Source organism: Candidatus Binatia bacterium (assembly GCA_036563615.1).
Classification (GTDB): domain Bacteria; phylum Desulfobacterota; class Binatia; order UBA12015; family UBA12015; genus DATCMB01.
The window spans coordinates 118,251-135,654 of sequence record DATCMB010000013.1 but is presented as its reverse complement, the minus strand read 5'-3'; the positions used below and the strand labels follow the sequence as shown (position 1 = coordinate 135,654).

The 17,404-nt window shown below is 71.9% G+C and carries 17 protein-coding genes; 10 read left to right on the top strand and 7 right to left on the bottom strand.

The annotated features are described in order from the left end of the window. Positions 1–54 precede the first annotated feature (54 nt). The 3 genes from VIS07_10290 (at position 55) to VIS07_10280 (ending at position 4,256) form a co-directional block, all read left to right on the top strand. Positions 55–678, top strand: a complete 624-nt coding sequence (locus VIS07_10290; GenBank protein HEY8515889.1) for a hypothetical protein — start codon at positions 55–57, stop codon at positions 676–678. A 96-nt stretch (positions 679–774) separates the two neighbouring features. Then, on the top strand, positions 775–2,922 hold the full coding sequence (locus VIS07_10285) for a TonB-dependent receptor (protein ID HEY8515888.1): 2,148 nt from the start codon (positions 775–777) through the stop codon (positions 2,920–2,922). Positions 2,923–2,927: 5 nt separating this feature from the next. Further along, positions 2,928–4,256 (top strand): sialidase family protein, encoded by a 1,329-nt coding sequence (locus VIS07_10280; protein HEY8515887.1) that lies wholly within the window; start codon positions 2,928–2,930, stop codon positions 4,254–4,256. Positions 4,257–4,303: 47 nt separating this feature from the next. Here the strand turns inward: VIS07_10280 and VIS07_10275 are convergent, their stop codons facing one another. The 6 genes from VIS07_10275 to VIS07_10250 all read right to left on the bottom strand — a co-directional run bounded on the left by VIS07_10275 (position 4,304) and on the right by VIS07_10250 (position 8,416). Beyond that, on the bottom strand, positions 4,304–4,714 hold the full coding sequence (locus tag VIS07_10275; GenBank protein HEY8515886.1) for an avidin/streptavidin family protein: 411 nt from the start codon (positions 4,712–4,714) through the stop codon (positions 4,304–4,306). Between the two features lie 75 nt (positions 4,715–4,789). Next, positions 4,790–5,317: a sterol desaturase family protein gene (locus VIS07_10270; protein ID HEY8515885.1), complete on the bottom strand. Its 528-nt coding sequence runs from the start codon at positions 5,315–5,317 to the stop codon at positions 4,790–4,792. A gap of 119 nt (positions 5,318–5,436) precedes the next feature. Further along, positions 5,437–6,378, bottom strand: a complete 942-nt coding sequence (locus VIS07_10265) for a thioesterase family protein (protein ID HEY8515884.1) — start codon at positions 6,376–6,378, stop codon at positions 5,437–5,439. Then, positions 6,371–7,315 carry a M48 family metallopeptidase gene (locus VIS07_10260; GenBank protein HEY8515883.1) on the bottom strand — a complete coding sequence of 315 codons (945 nt, stop codon included), beginning with the start codon at positions 7,313–7,315 and terminating at the stop codon, positions 6,371–6,373. Before VIS07_10260 ends, VIS07_10265 begins: the two co-directional genes overlap by 8 nt. Before the next feature lie 71 nt (positions 7,316–7,386). Beyond that, positions 7,387–7,758, bottom strand: coding sequence for a hypothetical protein (locus VIS07_10255; protein HEY8515882.1), 372 nt, complete (start codon positions 7,756–7,758; stop codon positions 7,387–7,389). An 88-nt stretch (positions 7,759–7,846) separates the two neighbouring features. Continuing rightward, entirely contained in the window at positions 7,847–8,416 is a 570-nt protein-coding gene (locus tag VIS07_10250) for a LemA family protein (protein HEY8515881.1), read from the bottom strand. Between the two features lie 162 nt (positions 8,417–8,578). On the opposite strand from VIS07_10250, the gene VIS07_10245 reads away from it, so the two are divergent. The 3 genes from VIS07_10245 to VIS07_10235 all read left to right on the top strand — a co-directional run bounded on the left by VIS07_10245 (position 8,579) and on the right by VIS07_10235 (position 11,861). After that, positions 8,579–9,832, top strand: a complete 1,254-nt coding sequence (locus VIS07_10245) for a PQQ-dependent sugar dehydrogenase (GenBank protein ID HEY8515880.1) — start codon at positions 8,579–8,581, stop codon at positions 9,830–9,832. Between the two features lie 139 nt (positions 9,833–9,971). After that, on the top strand, positions 9,972–10,835 hold the full coding sequence (locus tag VIS07_10240; GenBank protein HEY8515879.1) for a hypothetical protein: 864 nt from the start codon (positions 9,972–9,974) through the stop codon (positions 10,833–10,835). Positions 10,836–10,889: 54 nt separating this feature from the next. Next, positions 10,890–11,861: a DsbA family protein gene (locus VIS07_10235; protein HEY8515878.1), complete on the top strand. Its 972-nt coding sequence runs from the start codon at positions 10,890–10,892 to the stop codon at positions 11,859–11,861. A gap of 173 nt (positions 11,862–12,034) precedes the next feature. On the opposite strand, the gene VIS07_10230 is transcribed toward VIS07_10235, so the two are convergent. Continuing rightward, positions 12,035–12,766 carry a glycosyltransferase family 2 protein gene (locus tag VIS07_10230; protein HEY8515877.1) on the bottom strand — a complete coding sequence of 244 codons (732 nt, stop codon included), beginning with the start codon at positions 12,764–12,766 and terminating at the stop codon, positions 12,035–12,037. Between the two features lie 83 nt (positions 12,767–12,849). Here VIS07_10230 and VIS07_10225 point away from each other — a divergent pair, with 83 nt between their 5' ends. The 4 genes from VIS07_10225 to VIS07_10210 all read left to right on the top strand — a co-directional run bounded on the left by VIS07_10225 (position 12,850) and on the right by VIS07_10210 (position 17,380). After that, entirely contained in the window at positions 12,850–14,103 is a 1,254-nt protein-coding gene (locus VIS07_10225; protein HEY8515876.1) for a hypothetical protein, read from the top strand. A gap of 159 nt (positions 14,104–14,262) precedes the next feature. Continuing rightward, positions 14,263–14,550, top strand: coding sequence for a phosphopantetheine-binding protein (locus tag VIS07_10220; GenBank protein HEY8515875.1), 288 nt, complete (start codon positions 14,263–14,265; stop codon positions 14,548–14,550). Next, positions 14,547–15,872 carry an FAD-dependent oxidoreductase gene (locus VIS07_10215; protein ID HEY8515874.1) on the top strand — a complete coding sequence of 442 codons (1,326 nt, stop codon included), beginning with the start codon at positions 14,547–14,549 and terminating at the stop codon, positions 15,870–15,872. Before VIS07_10220 ends, VIS07_10215 begins: the two co-directional genes overlap by 4 nt. Then, on the top strand, positions 15,869–17,380 hold the full coding sequence (locus tag VIS07_10210) for an AMP-binding protein (GenBank protein HEY8515873.1): 1,512 nt from the start codon (positions 15,869–15,871) through the stop codon (positions 17,378–17,380). Before VIS07_10215 ends, VIS07_10210 begins: the two co-directional genes overlap by 4 nt. The last annotated feature ends 24 nt before the right edge of the window (positions 17,381–17,404 follow it).

Below are 17,404 nucleotides of genomic sequence, written 5' to 3'. Positions count from 1 at the left end.
AGGCGTCAGCGGTTGCAGGGCGCGATGCTCGCGTGGTAGCACGGTCGCGGTCCGATGAGGTCCGTGCGCACGCTGCTCGCCTGGCTGCTGACGCTGGTCATGACCTTCGCGGGACCGGCGGCGAGCATCGCCGAGTGCCTGAGCTGTCCTCCGGACTGCCCGATGCACGCGCGCGCGACGAGCGTCGGCGCGGAGCGTGGGGCGCAGCACGACGGGCACGGTGCGCACGATGCGGCCCTGCACGACCCGCACGGCGGGCATGGTGCGGCGGCGCACGCCGCGCACGAGCACGCTGCACACGGCGCGTCGCAGCACGCCGCGCACGGTCCGTCGCAGCACGCAGCGCACCAGGACGGGCACGCGGCGCAGCATGCGCTGCACGCCGACGCCGACGCCGCGAGCCAGCACGACGGGCACGGCGCGAGCGGCGACTGCCACCGCGAGCACGGGCGTCCGCTCGACGCCGCACGCTCCACCGACGACGGGCCCTGCATCAGCGGGACCTGCGGCCACATGGACCCGAGCATCGCGCGCGTCCTGCCGGTCGGCGTGGTCGCGCAGCCGCCCGCGGTGGTGCCGGTGCTCGACGCGATCCCGCTCGTCGTCGTCGCGACGCCGTCCTCGACGCGCGTCGCGGACGACCCTCCGACCCAGCCGCCACGCCAGCTCCTTTCCTGATCGCTCAACGTCGCGGGCCGCTCGCCGGCCCGAGTGTCTTCAGCGAACGGGAGAGCCGCGGGGAGGCGTCCGTCCACCGCGGCGGGGAGCATTGGCATGAAGAGGAGACCTGGCGCGGCGCGCGTGGCGTACGTCTGCGCGCTCGCCGCGATGATCGCTTGCGTCGTTGCGGGCATCACCCCGTCCGCGCGCGCGCAACAAGAACCGCAACGAGAACCCATTCTGATCGAGCCGACGGTGGTCGAGGCCCACCGTCTTCCCGACGACCGCCTGCAGAGCGACGCGCAGGCCGAGCGCGAGCTCGACCGCACGCCCGGCGGCGTCGAGCTCGTCACCGAGGAGGAGATCCGCGAAGCGCGCACCTCGAACCTGCGCGATGCGCTCGAGTTCGTGCCCGGCGTGCTCGTGCGGCCGCGCTTCGGATCCGAGGAGTCGCAGCTCTCGATCCGCGGCTCCGGCATCCGCAACAACTTTCACGTCCGCGGCGTCAACCTGCTGCTGAACTCGTTCCCCTACGGCAACGCGGACGGCTTCTCGGACTTCGAGTCGATCGAGCTCTGGTCCGTCAAGCGCATCGAGATCTACAAGGGCGCGAACGCGCTGCGCTACGGCGCGAACACGCTCGGCGGCGCGCTCGACTTCGTCACCTTCACCGGACGCGACGCGCCGACGTTCTCGATCCGCAGCGAGTTCGGCTCGTTCGACTACTTCAAGAACGCGCTCAGCGGCGCGTTCGTTAGCGAGCCCTTCGACGGCTACATCGGCCTCGCCGACACCGAGCTGCACGGCTACCGCTCGCACAGCCAGCAGGTGCGCCGACGCGGCTACTCGAACGTCGGCTGGGATCTCGGCGAGAACGGCTCGCTGCGCCTCGACTTCATCTACGCGAACGTCAAGGAGACGCTGCCGGGTCCGCTGACGCGCGAGCAGTTCGAGCAGAACCCGACGCAGGCGAACCCCGAGTACGTCGAGCAGGGCGCGGAGCGCAACTACAACTTCTTCTTCCCGGCGCTCACCTGGCGGCGTCCGATCGGGGACGCGCAGCTCATCGAGTGGCTCGCGCAGTTCAGCTACCAGGACCTCGACCACCCGCTGCCGTTCGCGATCATCGACGACCGGACGTTCAACTGGGGCACGGAGCTGCGCTACCTGAACGAGCTGCCGTTCCTCGGTCAGCCGAACCGCTTGACGATCGGCCTCCAGTACTCCGGCACCTGGATGGCCGACCGGCAGTACGCGAACGCGGGCGGCGTCCGCGAGGAGAAGATCAAGGACGACCGCAACGAGGCGACCAACGTCGGGCTCTACGGCGAGGAGCAGTTCTACTTGACGGAAGACCTGACGCTGTTCCTCGGCGGGCGCGTGCAGTGGGCGCGCCGTCAAGTACGTCCGAAGCTCGACGAGCCGACCGGCATCACGGGAACGGTCGACTTCGTCGAGCTCACGCCGCGCTTCGGGCTGCTCTGGCAGGCGACGCCGACGATCCAGGTCTACGCCAACGCGAACAACGCGGTCGAGCCGCCGCTGCTCCTCGAGCTCACCGCGCCCGGCAACATCGACGGCAGCATCGACGATCTGAAGGCGCAGAACGCGTGGCAGTTCGAGATCGGCACGCGCGGCGTCGCGTTCGACGAGCGCCTGCGCTGGGATCTGTCGGTCTACGACGTCGAGCTCTGGAACGAGATCCAGAACGTGAACGTGCAGCCGTTCCCCGGCGCGCCGTTCACCATCCCGCGCTACCAGAACATCCCGCGCTCGCGGCACACCGGCGTCGAGCTCGGCACCGACGTCACGCTGGTGCGCAATCTCGCCGCCGCGCTCGGCCTGGCCGGCGTCGAGGACCGCGTGCGCTTCGTCCACAACTTGACGTTCGGCGACTTCCGCTTCGTCGACGATCCGACGTACGGCGACAACATGCTGCCCGGCCTGCCCGAGGTCTTCCTCGCCGGTGAGCTGCGCTGGGAGACGGCGTCGGGCTTTTGGATCGCGCCGGGCTACGAGGCGGTGCCGTCGAGCTACGCCGTGAACAGCGAGAACACGGTGAGCGCGCCGGGCTACGCGCTCGCCAACTTCCGCACCGGCTGGCTCTACGCACCGTGGAACCTCGAGATCTTCTTCGAGGCGCGCAACCTGAACGACGTCGACTACGTCTCCGCGGTCGAGGTGGACAGCGGAAGCGGCACGTACTTCTATCCGGGCGATGGCCGCTCGTTCTACGGCGGCGTGCAATGGAGCTGGATGTGAGGGCAGTGCCCCGATCGACCCGTCGTTCGCTGCTCGCGGTCGCGCTCGTCGCGGCCGCGAGCGGCACCGCGGCCGGCGTGCTCGTCGCCGCGACGTCTGCGAGGAGCGCGGCCGCGGTGAGGAGCCGCGCGGCCGCGGATACGAGCGACGCCGCGACGGCCGGCGCGCCGGAGCTCGTGCGCGGCGAGCGTCTCGCGTGGACGCACGCGGGGCGCGGCCCGCACGTGTCGATCTCGGCGCCCGCGGTCGCGGCACGCGCCGACGGCACGCCGCTCCTCGCCTGGATCGCGGCCGAGGGCGAGGTCAATCACCTCTGGGTCGTCGCACCTGGCGAGAAGGACGCCAAGCCGGTGCGCGTCGACCCGCCCGATCTGCCGGTCGACGCCCTCCACCAGGCGCCGGCGCTCGCGATCGGTCCCCAGGGCGAGGTCTACGTGACCTGGTCGTCCGTCAAGCCAAAGCCCGAAGGCACGCTGTTCGCGTCCGACCTGCGGCTCTCGCGCTCGCTCGACGGCGGACGCACCTTCGAGCCGCCGCTGCGCGTGAACGAGGATCGCCCGATCTCGCACTCGTTCGACGACCTCGCGGTCGCGGGCGACGGCGACGTGCTCGTGTCGTGGATCGACAGCCGCGACGGCTGGAACAAGGCGGGCACGTACGTCGCGCGCGTCGGCGATCGCGGCCGCCGCGTCGACGCGACCGAGCAGCTCGGCAGCGAGACCTGCGTCTGCTGCCGGGTCGCGGTCGGGGCGCGCGGCAAGCGTGCCGCGGTGCTGTGGCGCAAGGACTTCCCCGATCAGGTGCGCGACATGGTGCTCGCCGCATCCGACGACGACGGGCGCACGTTCACGCCCGCGGTGCGCGTCAACGAGGATCGCTGGAAGATGCCCGCGTGCCCGCATCGCGGCGGCGCGGTCGGCATCGACGCGCGCGGCAAGATCTACGCCGCCTGGTACACCGAGGGCCGCGAGGGGCGTCCCGCGCTGCTGTTCGCGACCTCGACGGACGGCAAGACCTTCGGCACGCCGCAGCGGCTCGACCGCTCCGAGGGCTCGATCCCCGACCACGTGCGGCTCGGCGTCACCGCCGACGGCCGCGTGCTGGTCGTGTGGGAGGACTCGACCGCGGTGCGCCGCCGCATCGTCGCGCGCGCGAGCACCGACGGCGGCGAGACCTTCGGTCCGCTCGAGCAGCTCTCGAGCGCGATGAAGGCGTGGTCACCGGCGCTCGCCGTGACGTCGGCGGGCGGCTTCGTCGTCGCCTGGAACGAGGAGGAGTTCCCGGTGACGCGCAGCGTGCTGCAGCCGATCGAGGTGCGCGGCGCGCGGCCGTAGCCGCGTGGCCGCGCACGCGCGGCCGCAGACGCGATCGGGCGAAACGTCTAGTCGAGCGGGTGCGAGGGCAGCGTCCTCACCCGCTCGGACTCCGCCGTGCTCGGCTCGGCGCGGCGGAAGATGTCGCAGCCCGACCACAGACCCGACCAGAGCTTCGCCGGCTCGTCGGAGTCTGGGATGTTGCGCGCGAGGTGCCAGAGCGTGCGGATCTCGCCCTCGCCGCGCTCGTTCTCGGTGTGCTGACCGGTCCACGAGGTGAGCGTGCCGTGATCGCCGAAGTTGACGGTGAAGGCGATGAGGTCGCCCGCGACGAAGCCGACCAGCTCGAACTCGGCGCTGGGCTTCGGCGTCCCGACCTTCGTCCGGTACGTGCCGGTGACCCGTCCACGCGAGTCGACCTGCAGATCCATCGTGGAGCCGTGCTGGTTGTACCACCGACCGGAGAAATCGATTGCCATCTGCCCCTCCCGCTCGCTCGAGCCGCAATCGAGTCTAGGTGAACGTCGGGTTACGGCAAGCTGCGCTGCCGCACGTCATGCGCGACGCGGCCATAGGCTGCCAAAGTTGCTCTTGCCCACGAGCGGCGGGTGGTGCGCGACGCGCGCGTAGTCCTCCGCGTACGACGCGGGCAGCGTGCCGAAGACGCGGTCCCAGAAGCGCGTCGTCACGCCGTGGTACGCCTTCGGGTTGCGGAAGTGGTGCGCCAGGTGGTGGCGACGCAGCAGCTCCTGACGCGCCGTGCGCGGCGCGCGGAAGTGGATCCTCCAGTGCACGTACTCGTAGCGCAAGAATCCGATCAGGATGCCGCCCGAGAGCGCGCCCGCGGCCTGCCAGCCGAGCACCGCCGCCAGCAGCAGGAACAGCAGCAAGCCCGACGGCGCCCACACCAGCACCGAGGTGAAGACGCGATGCGGCTCGCGGTGATGCTCCCAGTGCAGCGGCGACGCGAACGTCCGCCAGCGGTGCGACATCAGGCCGTGGATCAGGTACTCGAGAAACGACCAGGCAAAAAAGCCGACGACGACGAGGAGCGCGGTCGAGAGGATCGAGAAGCTGGCCACGCGAGGACTCTACGCAATTGCGCGTGGTCGGCAAGCCTCGTGCGCGTGACGGCGAGCAGGGCGTGCCCGGCCGGCACGTCTGGCGTGCGTGACGCCGCGCGGTTTCGCGCGCGCCGCCGTCAGGCGGGCGGCACGCCTCCCAGCACCGCGGGGCGCTGACGCCACGTCCACTCGCTGCGCGCGCGCAGGATGCGGCCGCCGCCCGCGCGCTCGATGGTCTGCAGGAGCTGTGCGTCGCGCGGACGCCCGCTCTCGGCGCCCGTCGCCTCCGTCTTCCTCTCCGCGCTCTCCGCGGCGGCGTCCGCGGACGCGCCGTCGAGCCGCCAGCTGCGCACCATCAGCCGATCGCCCGCGACCGCGTCGTCCAGGTACTCGACGTCGAGCGCGCGCACGCGCAGCGCGCCGCCGAGCTCGAGCATGCGCTCGACGGTGAGACCCTGCGCGGCGAACAGCTCGAACGCGCCGTCCTCGAGCAGTCCTGCGTAGGCCGCGTTGTTGACGTGCGTCACGTGGTCGAGGAGCGACGGCCGCACGGTGAGCGGCATCGCGACCGGCTCGCCGGGACCTGCGTCGGGCAGCGCCGCCGCGCGCGGCAGCGTGGTGACCGCGCCGTCGCCGGAGAAGCGGCGTCGCATCTCCTCCGGGATGCTCGCCGGACGTCCGCTCGCCATGTCGCAGTACACCCAGTCGGTGGTCGCGACCGCGACCACCTTAGCGTCGTCGCCCTCGCGCGTCTTCGGCGCCGTGTCGCGGGGCGCTGCGTCGCGGGCGACGAGCCGCACTTCGTACGCGCGCAGCGAGCGCGCGCGGCGCCAGTCGAGGACGTGCGTCGCGACCTGCAGCACGTCGCCGCCGCCGACCGGCAGCCGACGCTCGAGGCGCGTGCGCCGGATGATCCACACGCGGCCGTTCTGCGTGTACCAGGCCGGGTCGAAGCCGCAGTCCCACGACGCCTCGACGGCCGCCTGCTCGAGCAGCCCGAGCAGCGCCGTCACCTTGATCTCGCCGAGCAGGTCGACGTCGGCGTGCGAGACGCGGTGGGTGAGGACGTAGCTATGCATCGCGCCTCTCGTACGCCATGGCGCGCAGACGCGCGATGCGCTCGGCGATCGGCGGGTGCGTCGCCCACCAGCTCGCGAAGCGACCTTCGCGCTCGTCGACGCGGCGCGCGTGCGGACGCACGAAGAAGAGGTGCGCCGTGCCGCGCGTGCCGCGCTCGGTCGGACGGCGGTCCTGCGCGATGACCTCGAGCGCGCTCGCGAGCGCGAGCGGGTTGCGCGTCAGCTCGACCGCGGTCGCGTCGGCCAGGTACTCGCGCTGGCGCGAGATCGCGAACGCGGCGAGCCGTCCGGCGAGCGGCGCGAGCGCGGTCGCGACGAGCAGCAGCGGCAGGATGGGCGTGAGCCGACCGTCGCCGTGACGGCTCGCGCCGCGCGCCGGCTGCCAGCGCACGCGCCAGGCGACGTCGGAGAGCAGGGCGACCGCGCCGATCATCACCGCGACCAGCACCCCGAGGCGGGTGTCGCGGTTGCCGATGTGCGCCATCTCGTGCGCGACCACGCCCTGGGTCTGCGCGCGATCGAGCTTCTCGAGGAGCCCCGACGTGACCGCGATCGTCGCACGCTCGGGGTCGCGTCCGGTGGCGAGCGCGTTCGGCGCCGGATCGTCGATCACCATGACGCGTGGCAGAGGGAGCCCGCTCGCGACCGCCATCTCGTGCACGATGTTCTGGAGCTGCTTGTGCTCGAGGTTCGATGGGTCGAGCGGACGCGCGCCGAGCGACGCCAGCACGACGGCGTCGCCGAAGGCACGCGCGACGAGAAACGCGAGCGTCATCCCGACGAGCGCCAGCACGCTCACCAGCGGCACGCCGCCGACGAAGCTGCGCAGCAGGACGTCGCAGGTGATGCCGACCACCAGCGCGAGCCCGACGACGATCGCGACCAGCGCGCGCGAGCGCCTGCGGTTCGCTTCCGCGGCCGCGTGGAAGTCGATCATGGCGCGGTCGCGGCCCGCGCGCGCCGTGCGACCACTGCCTCAGCCGGCATGGCCGCCCGAGCGCGCTGCGCTCACTCGATGATGTCGTCCTGCCGGTCGAGGTCCTGCGGCTGCTCGATCACCATGTTCGCCTCGGGCGGCACGTGACCGGGATCGGTGACGTCCATGTTCGCTTCGGGCGGCAGGTGGCCCGGATCGTCGACGTCCATCTGCGCTTCGCGCGGGACGTGACCGGGATCCGTCAAGACCATATTCGGCTCGGGCGGCAGATGGCCGGGGTCCTCGAGCACCATGTCGTCCTGCGAGCCGCCCAGCTCGGGTCCGGCGGGACCCATGTCCATGTCGGCGAGCAGCAGCGGCGTCTCGTGCGGCGTCGGCGGATTGCTCCGCTCCGCCAGGGCGAACGCGATGCCCGCGAGGAGCAATGCCGAGGTGCGCTTCATGACCTTCCTTTCGGCCGTTGCCGGCGTTCGCTGAAGCTTGACGCATACACCCGTGGCGAGGTCGTGCGAACAGGGCCCCGGGGGCGACTTACGACGGCGCGCCGACGCCGCGCAGGTCGACCTTCGGCACCGCCCGCGACTCCGGCTCGATCTCGAAGTACTCGCGCGGCCCGAAGCCGAACTGGTTCGCGATCAGGTTCGACGGGAAGCTCTCGCGCTTCGTGTTGTAGCGCGCGACGACGTCGTTGTAGTGCTGGCGCGCGAACGAGATCAGGTTCTCGGTGTTGGTCAGCTCCTCCTGGAGCTGCAGCACGTTCTGGTTCGCCTTGAGCTCGGGATATTGCTCGACGACCGCGAACAGCCGGCTGAGCGCCTGCGTCAGCCCCGCTTCGGCGCTCGCGCTCGCGGCGGGCGTGTGCGCCTCGACGGCCCGGGTGCGCGCCGCGACCACCGCCTCGAGCGTCGCCTTCTCGTACTCCATCGCGCCGCGCACGGTCTCGACCAGGTTCGGCACCACGTCGTGCCGGCGCTTGAGCTGGACGTCGATCTGGTTCCAGGCGGCGTCGGCGCGGTTCTTGAGCGCGACCAGCGCGTTGTAGGCGAAGATCGCCCACAGCACGGCAGCGACCACGACGCCGAGCAGCAAGAGCCCCGTCATGCGGCTCCTTGTGGCACACCGCCGCCCGGTGACGCCAGGCGCGCAAGGCTGTTGCGCCGCGCGCGCTCACGCAGTTAGATCGAGCCGGGCTCTCCACCACCCCTCGGACCGTCTCACCGGGTCGTTCCCGGCGTCCGCCGGTGAGAAGAGCGAGGACCTGTGATGCTGCTCGATCGAAGGGTTGCGATGCTGCCCGCGTGCGTCGCCGCGCTCGCGCTGCTCGGCGTCGGGTGCGGCGGCTCGAGCTCGAACGACGACGCGCCGCCCGCGCCGACGCCGATCGTGACGCCGTCGGCCGGCACGCCGACGTCGACGCCGACGCCGGGTGCGACGCCGGGGCCGACCGTGTCGCCGGATCCGCGCGCGGTGCGCCTCTCGGAAATCGCCTCCGGGCTCGACCAGCCGCTGTTCGTCACCGCGGCGCCGGGCGATCCGGGCAGGCTCTACGTCGTCGAGCAGACCGGACGCATCCGCATCGTCGATGCGAGCGGCGTGCTGCCGACGCCGTTCGTCGATCTGTCGCAGCGCGTGTCGTGCTGCGGCGAGCGCGGGCTCCTCGGCCTCGCGTTCCATCCCGACTACGCCGAGAACGGACGCTTCTTCGTCAACTATACCAACGTCGACGGCGACACCGAGGTCGTCGAGCTCGCGCGCTCGGCGGATCCCGACGTCGCGTCGCCCGACCCGGTGCGCGTCTTCTTCACCGTCGAGCAGCCGTTCGCGAACCACAACGGCGGCATGCTCGCCTTCGGTCCCGACGGCATGCTCTACGTCGGCCTCGGTGACGGGGGTGCTGCGGGCGACCCGCGCGACAACGCGCAGAACCTCGCTTCCAAGCTCGGCAAGATCCTGCGCATCGACGTCGACCGCTACCCCGAGCCGCCGCCGGGCAACGTCGTCGGCGGCGACCCCGACGTGTGGGACTTCGGATTGCGCAATCCGTGGCGCTTCTCGTTCGACCGTGCGACCGGCGACCTCTACATCGGGGACGTGGGGCAGAACGCGGTCGAGGAGATCGACGTCGAGCCGGCGGGGCAGGGCGGCCGCAACTACGGCTGGCCGATCATGGAGGGCGACCTTTGCTTCCGCCCGCCGAGGGGCTGCGACACGAGCGGTCTCACGCTGCCGGTCGTCGTCTACGAGCGCGACCAAGGGTGCTCGGTGACCGGCGGCTACGTCTACCGCGGCCAGGCGATCCCCGGACTCGTGGGCCGCTACGTGCTCGGCGACTTCTGCTCGAACCGCGTGTTCTCGTTCCGCTGGCGCGACGGCGTCGCCGACGAGCTCCTGGAGCTGACCGATTTCCTCGACCCCGAGCGACGCATCCGTGGTCTGACCTCGTTCGGCGAGGACGAGGCGGGCGAGCTCTACGTCGTGAGCCAGGACGGGACGATCTTCCGCATCGAGCCGAGGTGAGCCCGCGCGACGAAGCCGCAGCGCGCATCGGCACGCGCATCAGGATCAGGCAGAGAAGAGACCAGACCATGCTCAGCACTTGCTCCGGATCGACCACCCGTACGCTGCAGCGCCGTGCCGACGGCGCGGAGGCGCTGTCGTGAGCGCCGTCGCTCGTCGCCTCGCCGAGCTCTTCGAGCGCTCGCCGTTCTGGCGCGAGCGCTGGCGCGCGGCGGGCTACGTGCGCGCGCCCGAGACGCTCGACGGCCTCGCCCCGCTTCGCATCGAGGAGCTCGCGGCCGACGAGCAGGCGCACCCGCCGTACGGCACCTGGCGCGCGGCGTCGGAGTTCGTGCGCGTCGGCGTGCCGGTGCGCACGAGCCCGCTCGAGATGGTCGTCTTCACCGCCGCCGATCTCGAGCTCGAGTCGCGCGTCGGCGCGCTCGCGCTTTCGAGCGTCGGTCTCGCGCCGGGCGGGCGCGAGACCAACACCCTGCCCGGCGGGCTCGCGACGCCGGGCGCGCTCGTGGTCGGGGACGCGGCGCAGGCGCTCGGCGCGCTCGACATGCCGGTCGGGCCGATCGGCGGCGGGCCGCCGCGCGACGCCGCGTTCGACTTCTGGCAGCGTGTCAAGCCAGATTTCGTGGTGCTCGATGCCGCCGGCGCAGCCGACCTCGCGCGTCTGCTCGACGAGCGGGGCACGACGGCGTCGGGGATCGGTCTTCGTGGTGCGGTGGTGGTGAGCGACCTCCGGGATCCGCTACCCGAGGTGCCCGAGCTCGGCGTTCCGGTGGCGCGGATCGTCGGCCTCGCGGAGGCGTTCTCGCTGCTCGCGCCGTGCGACGCGGACGGCGTTTTCGTCGTGCCGCGCGGCGAGGTGATCGTCGAGGTGCTCGACGGCGAGCTGGTCGTGACCACGCTCCGGCATTCCGCCGCGCTGGTCCGTCATGCGACCGGTGTGCGCGCACGACTCGTGCCGCCGCCGGTCGGGCGCAGCGAGGATCTGGCGTTCGTCCTCGTTTGACACGCCATCAGCGGGGCTCATAGAACGAAACCCTTTCGGATGAAGGAGTCGAGAATGGACAAGCGTTGGATCGCGATCGCGGCAGCCGCGATCGTTGCGTGCTCGCAGCAGCCGAGCTCGGACGAGGCCAAGCAGTCGCCGACGAGCCAGCCGGCGGCGGCGACGGCGGCGGCTCCCGCGCCGGCCGCCAACGCGCCCGCCGCGGCGCCCGCGGGCGGCACGGCGGCGCTCGACAAGAGCAAGATCACCGAGCTGATCAAGCGGTACTACATCAACAGCGGACAGATCCCGCCCGACGTCAACATGGAGGTCACCGAGCTCAAGCCGTCCCAGGTGACCGGCTTGACCGACGGCACGCTGCACCTCTCGCGCGGCGCTCAGTCGCAGGACGTGCCGTTCCTGATCACCTCCGACGGCCGCTGGTTCCTGCGCACCGATCCCGTCGATCTGACGGTCGATCCCGTGCAGGACGTGATCAGCAAGATCGACACGGGCCCGGACAACCCGCGCCTCGGCCCGGCGGACGCGAAGGTGACGATCGTCGAGTACTCGGACTTCCAGTGCCCGTTCTGCGCGCGCGCCGAGGAGATCGTGCAGGGCGAGGTGCTCAAGGAGTACGGCGACAAGGTCACGTTCATCTACAAGCAGTTCCCGCTGACCTCGATCCATCCGTGGGCGGAGCCCGCGTCGGTGATGGGGCTGTGCGTCTACAAGCTCGCCGGCAACGACGCGTACTGGAAGTACCACGCGGCGGTGTTCAAGGCGCAGAAGGAGATCCCGAACGAGGATCCGGACGCGAAGCTGCTCGAGCTCGCCAAGGAGGCGGGCGCCGACGAGGCCAAGGTGAAGGCGTGCTACGACGCCGGCGAGACCAAGCCGATCGTCGAGGCGACGCTCGCCGAGGCGGAGGCGATCGGCGTGAACTCGACGCCGACCTTCTTCATCAACGGCCGCCGTCTGTCGGGCGCGCAGTCGCTCGACGCGTTCAAGGCGCTCATCGATCCGGAGCTGCAGGCCGGCAGCTGACGACGCGCGCGTCGACGCGCCGGTGTCGCGTGCTGCGCGGTGCCGGCGCGTCGACGGCGTGATTCGCCCCCCACGCGCAGCGGCCGCTCTCGCGCGCGACGCAGCTCGTCGGCGTCGTATCGCTGCTGCGGCGGCGTGATCCTGGCGCGCGATCGTCCCGCGCGCGCGATCGCCTAGCGCGCGGCGCTCGCCGCCTCGCGGCGCAGCTTGCCGTACAGGCGGAACAGCTCGTAGAAGGCGCGCGCGATGACGCGCGGGTTGCCGCCCGAGGAGCGTCCCTTCTCGCGCGGCAGGTGGCGCACGGGCACCTCGACGATGCGCGCGCCGCGCGCCTGGAGGCGCGCGAGCAGCTCGGCCGAGAACATCGCGCCGCCCGCTTCGATCGTCAGCCCCTGCAGCACGCGACGGTCGAACAGCTTGAACGCGCAGTCGACGTCGCGCACCGGGACGTGCAGCAGCGTCCGGATCAGCCAGTTCCAGGCGTGCGCGTTGGCGATGCGGATCGCGTTGTCCTTGCGGTCGACGCGGTAGCCGACGACGACGTCGTACCCCTCGTCGAGCTTGGCGATGAGATCGGTGATCTGACGCACGTCGAACTGGCGGTCGCCGTCGGTGAAGAACGCGTACTCGAGCGTCCCCGTGCTGAGGCCGGTCCACACCGCCGCGCCATAGCCGCGGTTCACCGGATGGCGCACGACGCGGATGCGCGGATCGTTCTCGGCGATCGCGGAGGCGCGCTGGTAGGTCGCGTCGCGCGAGCCGTCGTCGACCACGATGATCTCGAAGCGGTCCGCGACATCGGGTAGAACCGCCAGCAGATCGGCGATCATCGGCCCGACGTTGTCCTCTTCGTTGTGCGCCGGAAAGGACGCCGACAGGCCGGGGAGACGCTTCGCGGCGCTCACGACGCGCGGCTCCACGCGGGACGAGCGATCGAACCCCGCGCGGACGTCGCACCGGGCGCGGCGACGCGACAAGTAAGAATTCGATGGACGCCGGGACACAGAGAACGACCGCGGAGGAGATCGAGGCCGCCGCCGAAGCGGCCGCCGCACCGCCGGTCGCGCGTCCGCTCGAGCGCGGCACGCGCCTCGACGCGCTCTTGTTCGGCGTGCTGGCGCTGGCCGTCTACTGGCTGTCGAACGACGGCCAGTTCATGTTCTTCAACTACCACCTGCACCTCGCGGTCTCGCTGCTCAACGGACGGCTGCACATCGCCAATCCTCCGCCCTGGCTCACCGAGTTCGCATACGTCGACGGCAAGCCGTACGTCTACTTCGATCCGTTCCCGGCGGTCTTCCTGCTGCCGCTCGCCTCGCTGTGGGGACTCGGCGTCAACCTCGCGCGGGTGTCGATCGTCGTCGGCGCGTTCAACGTGGGTCTGATGCGCCTGCTGCTCGGAGCGCTCGGCGTCGAGCGCCGGACGGCGAACTGGTGCACGGCGCTCTTCGGTTTCGGCACCGTGCACTACTATGCCTCCTGGTACGGCAACACGTGGATGCTGGCTCATCTGCTGGCGGTGGCCGCGTTGACCCTCGCGTGGCTCGAAGCTCGCGGCGCTGCAAATCCTTATCTGCTGGGTCTGTTCTGCGCGATCGCCGCCACCAGCCGTTCGCCGGCGGCGCTCGGGACCCCCGTGTTCTTTTTGCTTGCTCTCCACCGCCGGCCTCGCCTGCGCACCGCCCTGGCGTTCGCCGTGCCGCTGGTCCTGACCGGCGTCCTCCTCGGTGTGTACAACTATGCTCGTTTCGGAGACTGGCTCAACAACGGTTACCTGCTCGCGAACCAGGCGCTGCTCAATCCCCAGTACGGCTCGTTCAGCTGGAGGTATATCGGCAAGAACATCTATCAGTATTTCCTGCGCGTCCCCGAGCTGAGCTCGAGCTGGCCGTACCTGATCCTCACCGACCACGGCTTGAGCCTGATCGCGACCACGCCCGCCGTGCTGCTGCTGTTCCGGCGCGGCTGGAGCGAGCGCGCCCCTGACGCGGCGCTGCTCGGTCGTCTCTCGCTCGCCGCGTGCGCGCTGATCCTCGGCCTCTACCTCTGCTACTTCTGGGACGGCTGGCGGCAGTTCGGCAGTCGCTACACGCTCGACTTCACGCCCTTCCTGATCGTCGCCCTGGCGCTGCGCAACGATGCGCGCCCCGGTCTGCGTCGCTGGCCGCTGCCGACGCTGGTGCTGCTCAGCATCGCGATCAACGTCTGGGGGACCTGGTACTGGCGCTACCAGCGCATGTGACGTCGCGACCGCGCTGGCGCAGGGCTGGCGTGCCGCGCGCGAAGCGCGCGCAGAGCCGCAGCACGGACGCGTGCCGTGCCGCGGCGCGGTGCGCGTATCGCTCGGGACGTGCCTCTCTTGCGCCGCGCACCCGGGTATTCCAGTAATCGAAGACGAGGCATGACCGTCGAATCGACTCCGTTTCGTGCCCTGCCCGACCTCGAGCGCGACCTCCTCGCCCTGGTCGAGGAGCACTTGCTCGACGGCGACGTGCGGCTCGACGCCACGTCGCCGCTGTCCTCGGCCGGTCTCGATTCGATGGCGGTGATGCAGCTGCTGCTGCTCATCGAGGACCGCTTCGGGCTGTGGCTCCCCGAGGAAGACCTGACGCGGGAGAACTTCGCGTGCATCCGCGCGCTGGCCGCCGCCCTCGAGCGTCGGCTCGCGGAGCGCGAACGGGTGCTTTGACGCCGGTCACGCGCTGCGACGTCCTGGTGGTCGGCGGCGGCAGCGCGGGTCTCGCCGCGGCGATCGCGGCGGCGCGCAGCGGCGCGCACACGATGCTCGTCGAGTGGCACGCGACGCTCGGCGGCATGGCGACCGCGGCGCTCGTGCACTCGGTGTGCGGTCTCTACCTGCTGCGCGACGACCCCGGCGCGGTGGCCGCCAACCCCGGCTTCGCGACCGAGATCGCGGATCGCCTGCTCGCGATCGGCGGCGCGTGGGGCCCCGTGCGCATGGGACGCGTCGACGTGCTGCCGCACCGTCCCGCGGCGTTCGCGCGCGTCGCCGACGAGACCGCCTGCGCGACGGAAGGTCTCGAGCTGCGCTTTCACACCGCGGTGATCGGCATCGAGGGCGATTCGACGGTCGAGGCGGTCGACCTCTCGTGCCGGGGCGCGCGCGAGCGCGTCGTGCCGCGCGTCGTGGTTGACGCATCCGGTGACGCGGTGGTCTGCGCGCTCGGCGGCTTTGCTTGCGAGATGGAGCCGAGCGAGCGTCTGCAGCGTCCGGCGTACGTCTTTCTGCTCGAGGGCGTCGCGGAGGGCGCGCTCGCCGACCAGGCGCGGCTCGTCCTCGCGCACCGCATCGCGTCCGCGGTGCGCGCGGGCGCGCTGCCCGAAGGCGCGCTCGGCGCCTCGCTGCGCGCGACCGATCGTCCCGGCGAAGCCTACGTGACGATCGACCTGGCCGGCCCGCCCGGCATGGCCTACGACCCGACCAACCCGCGCTGTCTCTCGGCGCTCGAGGTCCACGGTCGCGCGCTCGCCGCACGGCTCGCCGACCACCTGCGCGCCGAGGTCGACGGCTTCGCGGGCTCCTGGATCGCCGCGCTGCCGGCGCGCGTCGGCATCCGCGAGAGCCGGCGCGCGATCGGCGAGCGTCGCATCGAGACCGCTGACATCGAGCGCGGCGCGACCTTTCCCGACGCGGTCGCGCTCGCCACCTGGCCGATGGAGATGCGCGAGCAGCCGACCGGACCGCGGCTGCGCTTCCCTGTGGACGGACGCCCGACGCAGATCCCGCTCGGCGCGCTGCGCGTGCGCGGCGTGCCGAACCTGCTGGTCGCCGGACGCTGCATCTCGGCGAGCCACGAGGCGCAAGCGTCGCTGCGCGTGATCGGCACCTGCCTCGCGACCGGTGAGGCTGCGGGCCTCGCCGCGGCACTCCTCGCCGACGGCTTCGCAGCGCCCGACACGACCACGCTCGCCGCCGCGGTGAACGCGGCGCGCGAGCGCATCATGCTGCCCGCGCCCGGCAACGGCGCGCGCGCCTCGGGACGCTCGTGAACGCCCCCGACTGGAGGAGCTCGAACGCCGCGGACGCGATCCTCGCCGCACGCGCGCACGACGAGCGTCCGGCGCTGATCGACCTGATGCGGACCGGCGCGGACGCGACGAGCAATGCCGGCGTCGCGGTGAGCTACGCGCGACTCGTGGAGCTGGTCGAGGCGGCGACCCGCGAGCTGCGCGCGCTCGGCCTCGCGCGCGACGGTGGCGAGGTGCCGCGGGTCTGCCTCGCCGGCGCGAACGGCACGACGTACGTCGTGCTCGCGCTCGCCGTGCTGCGCGCGGGCGCTTGCCTCGTGCCGCTCGCGAGCGAGCTGTCGCACGCGGAGCGCGAGCAGCTCGTGCGCGCGGTGCATCCCCGCGCGGTGCTGCTCGCACCCGGCGCGCGCTGGGAAGGCTCTGTCGCGCCGCAGCGCGTGCTGCGCGTCGGCGGCGACGAGGTGGGCGTCGTCCTCGCGCCGTGCGGCGATGCGCGCTCGCCGCTCGACGAGGCTCGGCTCGCCGCGCTCGATCCCGCGTTCATCCGCTTCAGCTCGGGCACGACCGGCGCGAGCAAGGGTGTGGTGCTCTCGCACCGGACGCTGCTCGAGCGGGTCGCAGCGGCGAACCGCGGCCTCGGCATCACGGCCGACGACCGGGTGCTCTGGGTGCTGTCGATGGCGCACCACTTCGCCGCGTCGATCCTGCTCTACCTCGCGAACGGCGCGACCACCGTCCTGGTCGGCGCGCAGCTGCCGGCGGAGCTGCTCGGCGCGGCGCGCGAGCACGCCGCGACCGTGCTCTACGCGTCGCCGTTCCATTACGGATCGCTCGCTGCGGTGCGCGCCGAGGGTGCGTGGCCGTCGCTGCGGCTTGCGGTGTCGACCGCGGCCTCCCTGCCGACGACGACCGCGCGCGCCTTCGAGGCGCGCTTCGGCGTGCCGCCGGCGCAGGCGCTCGGCATCATCGAGGTCGGCATCGTCGCGCTGAACCGCACGCCGCGCGAGCGGCCCGAGTCGATCGGCCGTCCGCTGCCGGACTTCGCGGTCGAGCTCCGAGACGAGCGTGGGGCGGTCGTCGCACCGGGCGAGATCGGCGAGCTCTTCGTGCGCGGCCCGGGGATGCTCGACGCGTACCTGTGGCCGTTTCGCAGCCGCGACGAGATCCTGCAGGACGGCTGGTTCTCGACCGGCGATCTCGCGACCGCGGCCGCGGACGGTAGCTTGACGCTGGTCGGGCGCGCGCGCAGCGTCATCAACGTGTCGGGCCTCAAGTGCTTCCCGGAGGAGATCGAGGCGGTGCTCGAGCGCCATCCGGAGGTCGCGGCGGCGCGGGTGTCCGGACGCCCGCACGCGCACGTCGGCGCGGTGCCGGTCGCCGACGTGGTGCCGCGCGATCCGCAACGCCCGCCCGAGCCGCGCGAGCTCGCGGCGCACTGCCGCGCCTCGCTCGCGCGCTTCAAGGTCCCGGTCGAGTTCCGCTTCGTCGACGAGCTGCCGCGGACGGCGAGCGGCAAGGTGAAGCGCTGAGGCTCGCCCGACGGCGCGCCGCAC

Bases quoted from the DNA above. Each gene is read 5' to 3' on its own strand.
- VIS07_10255 (HEY8515882.1), bottom strand. From the start codon at position 7,758: ATGAAGCGCACCTCGGCATTGCTCCTCGCGGGCATCGCGTTCGCCCTG.
- VIS07_10290 (HEY8515889.1), top strand. From the start codon at position 55: ATGAGGTCCGTGCGCACGCTGCTCGCCTGGCTGCTGACGCTGGTCATG.
- VIS07_10275 (HEY8515886.1), bottom strand. From the start codon at position 4,714: ATGGCAATCGATTTCTCCGGTCGGTGGTACAACCAGCACGGCTCCACG.
- VIS07_10220 (HEY8515875.1), top strand. From the start codon at position 14,263: ATGACCGTCGAATCGACTCCGTTTCGTGCCCTGCCCGACCTCGAGCGC.
- VIS07_10235 (HEY8515878.1), top strand. From the start codon at position 10,890: ATGGACAAGCGTTGGATCGCGATCGCGGCAGCCGCGATCGTTGCGTGC.
- VIS07_10285 (HEY8515888.1), top strand. From the start codon at position 775: ATGAAGAGGAGACCTGGCGCGGCGCGCGTGGCGTACGTCTGCGCGCTC.
- VIS07_10260 (HEY8515883.1), bottom strand. From the start codon at position 7,315: ATGATCGACTTCCACGCGGCCGCGGAAGCGAACCGCAGGCGCTCGCGC.
- VIS07_10250 (HEY8515881.1), bottom strand. From the start codon at position 8,416: ATGACGGGGCTCTTGCTGCTCGGCGTCGTGGTCGCTGCCGTGCTGTGG.
- VIS07_10265 (HEY8515884.1), bottom strand. From the start codon at position 6,378: ATGCATAGCTACGTCCTCACCCACCGCGTCTCGCACGCCGACGTCGAC.
- VIS07_10245 (HEY8515880.1), top strand. From the start codon at position 8,579: ATGCTGCTCGATCGAAGGGTTGCGATGCTGCCCGCGTGCGTCGCCGCG.
- VIS07_10225 (HEY8515876.1), top strand. From the start codon at position 12,850: ATGGACGCCGGGACACAGAGAACGACCGCGGAGGAGATCGAGGCCGCC.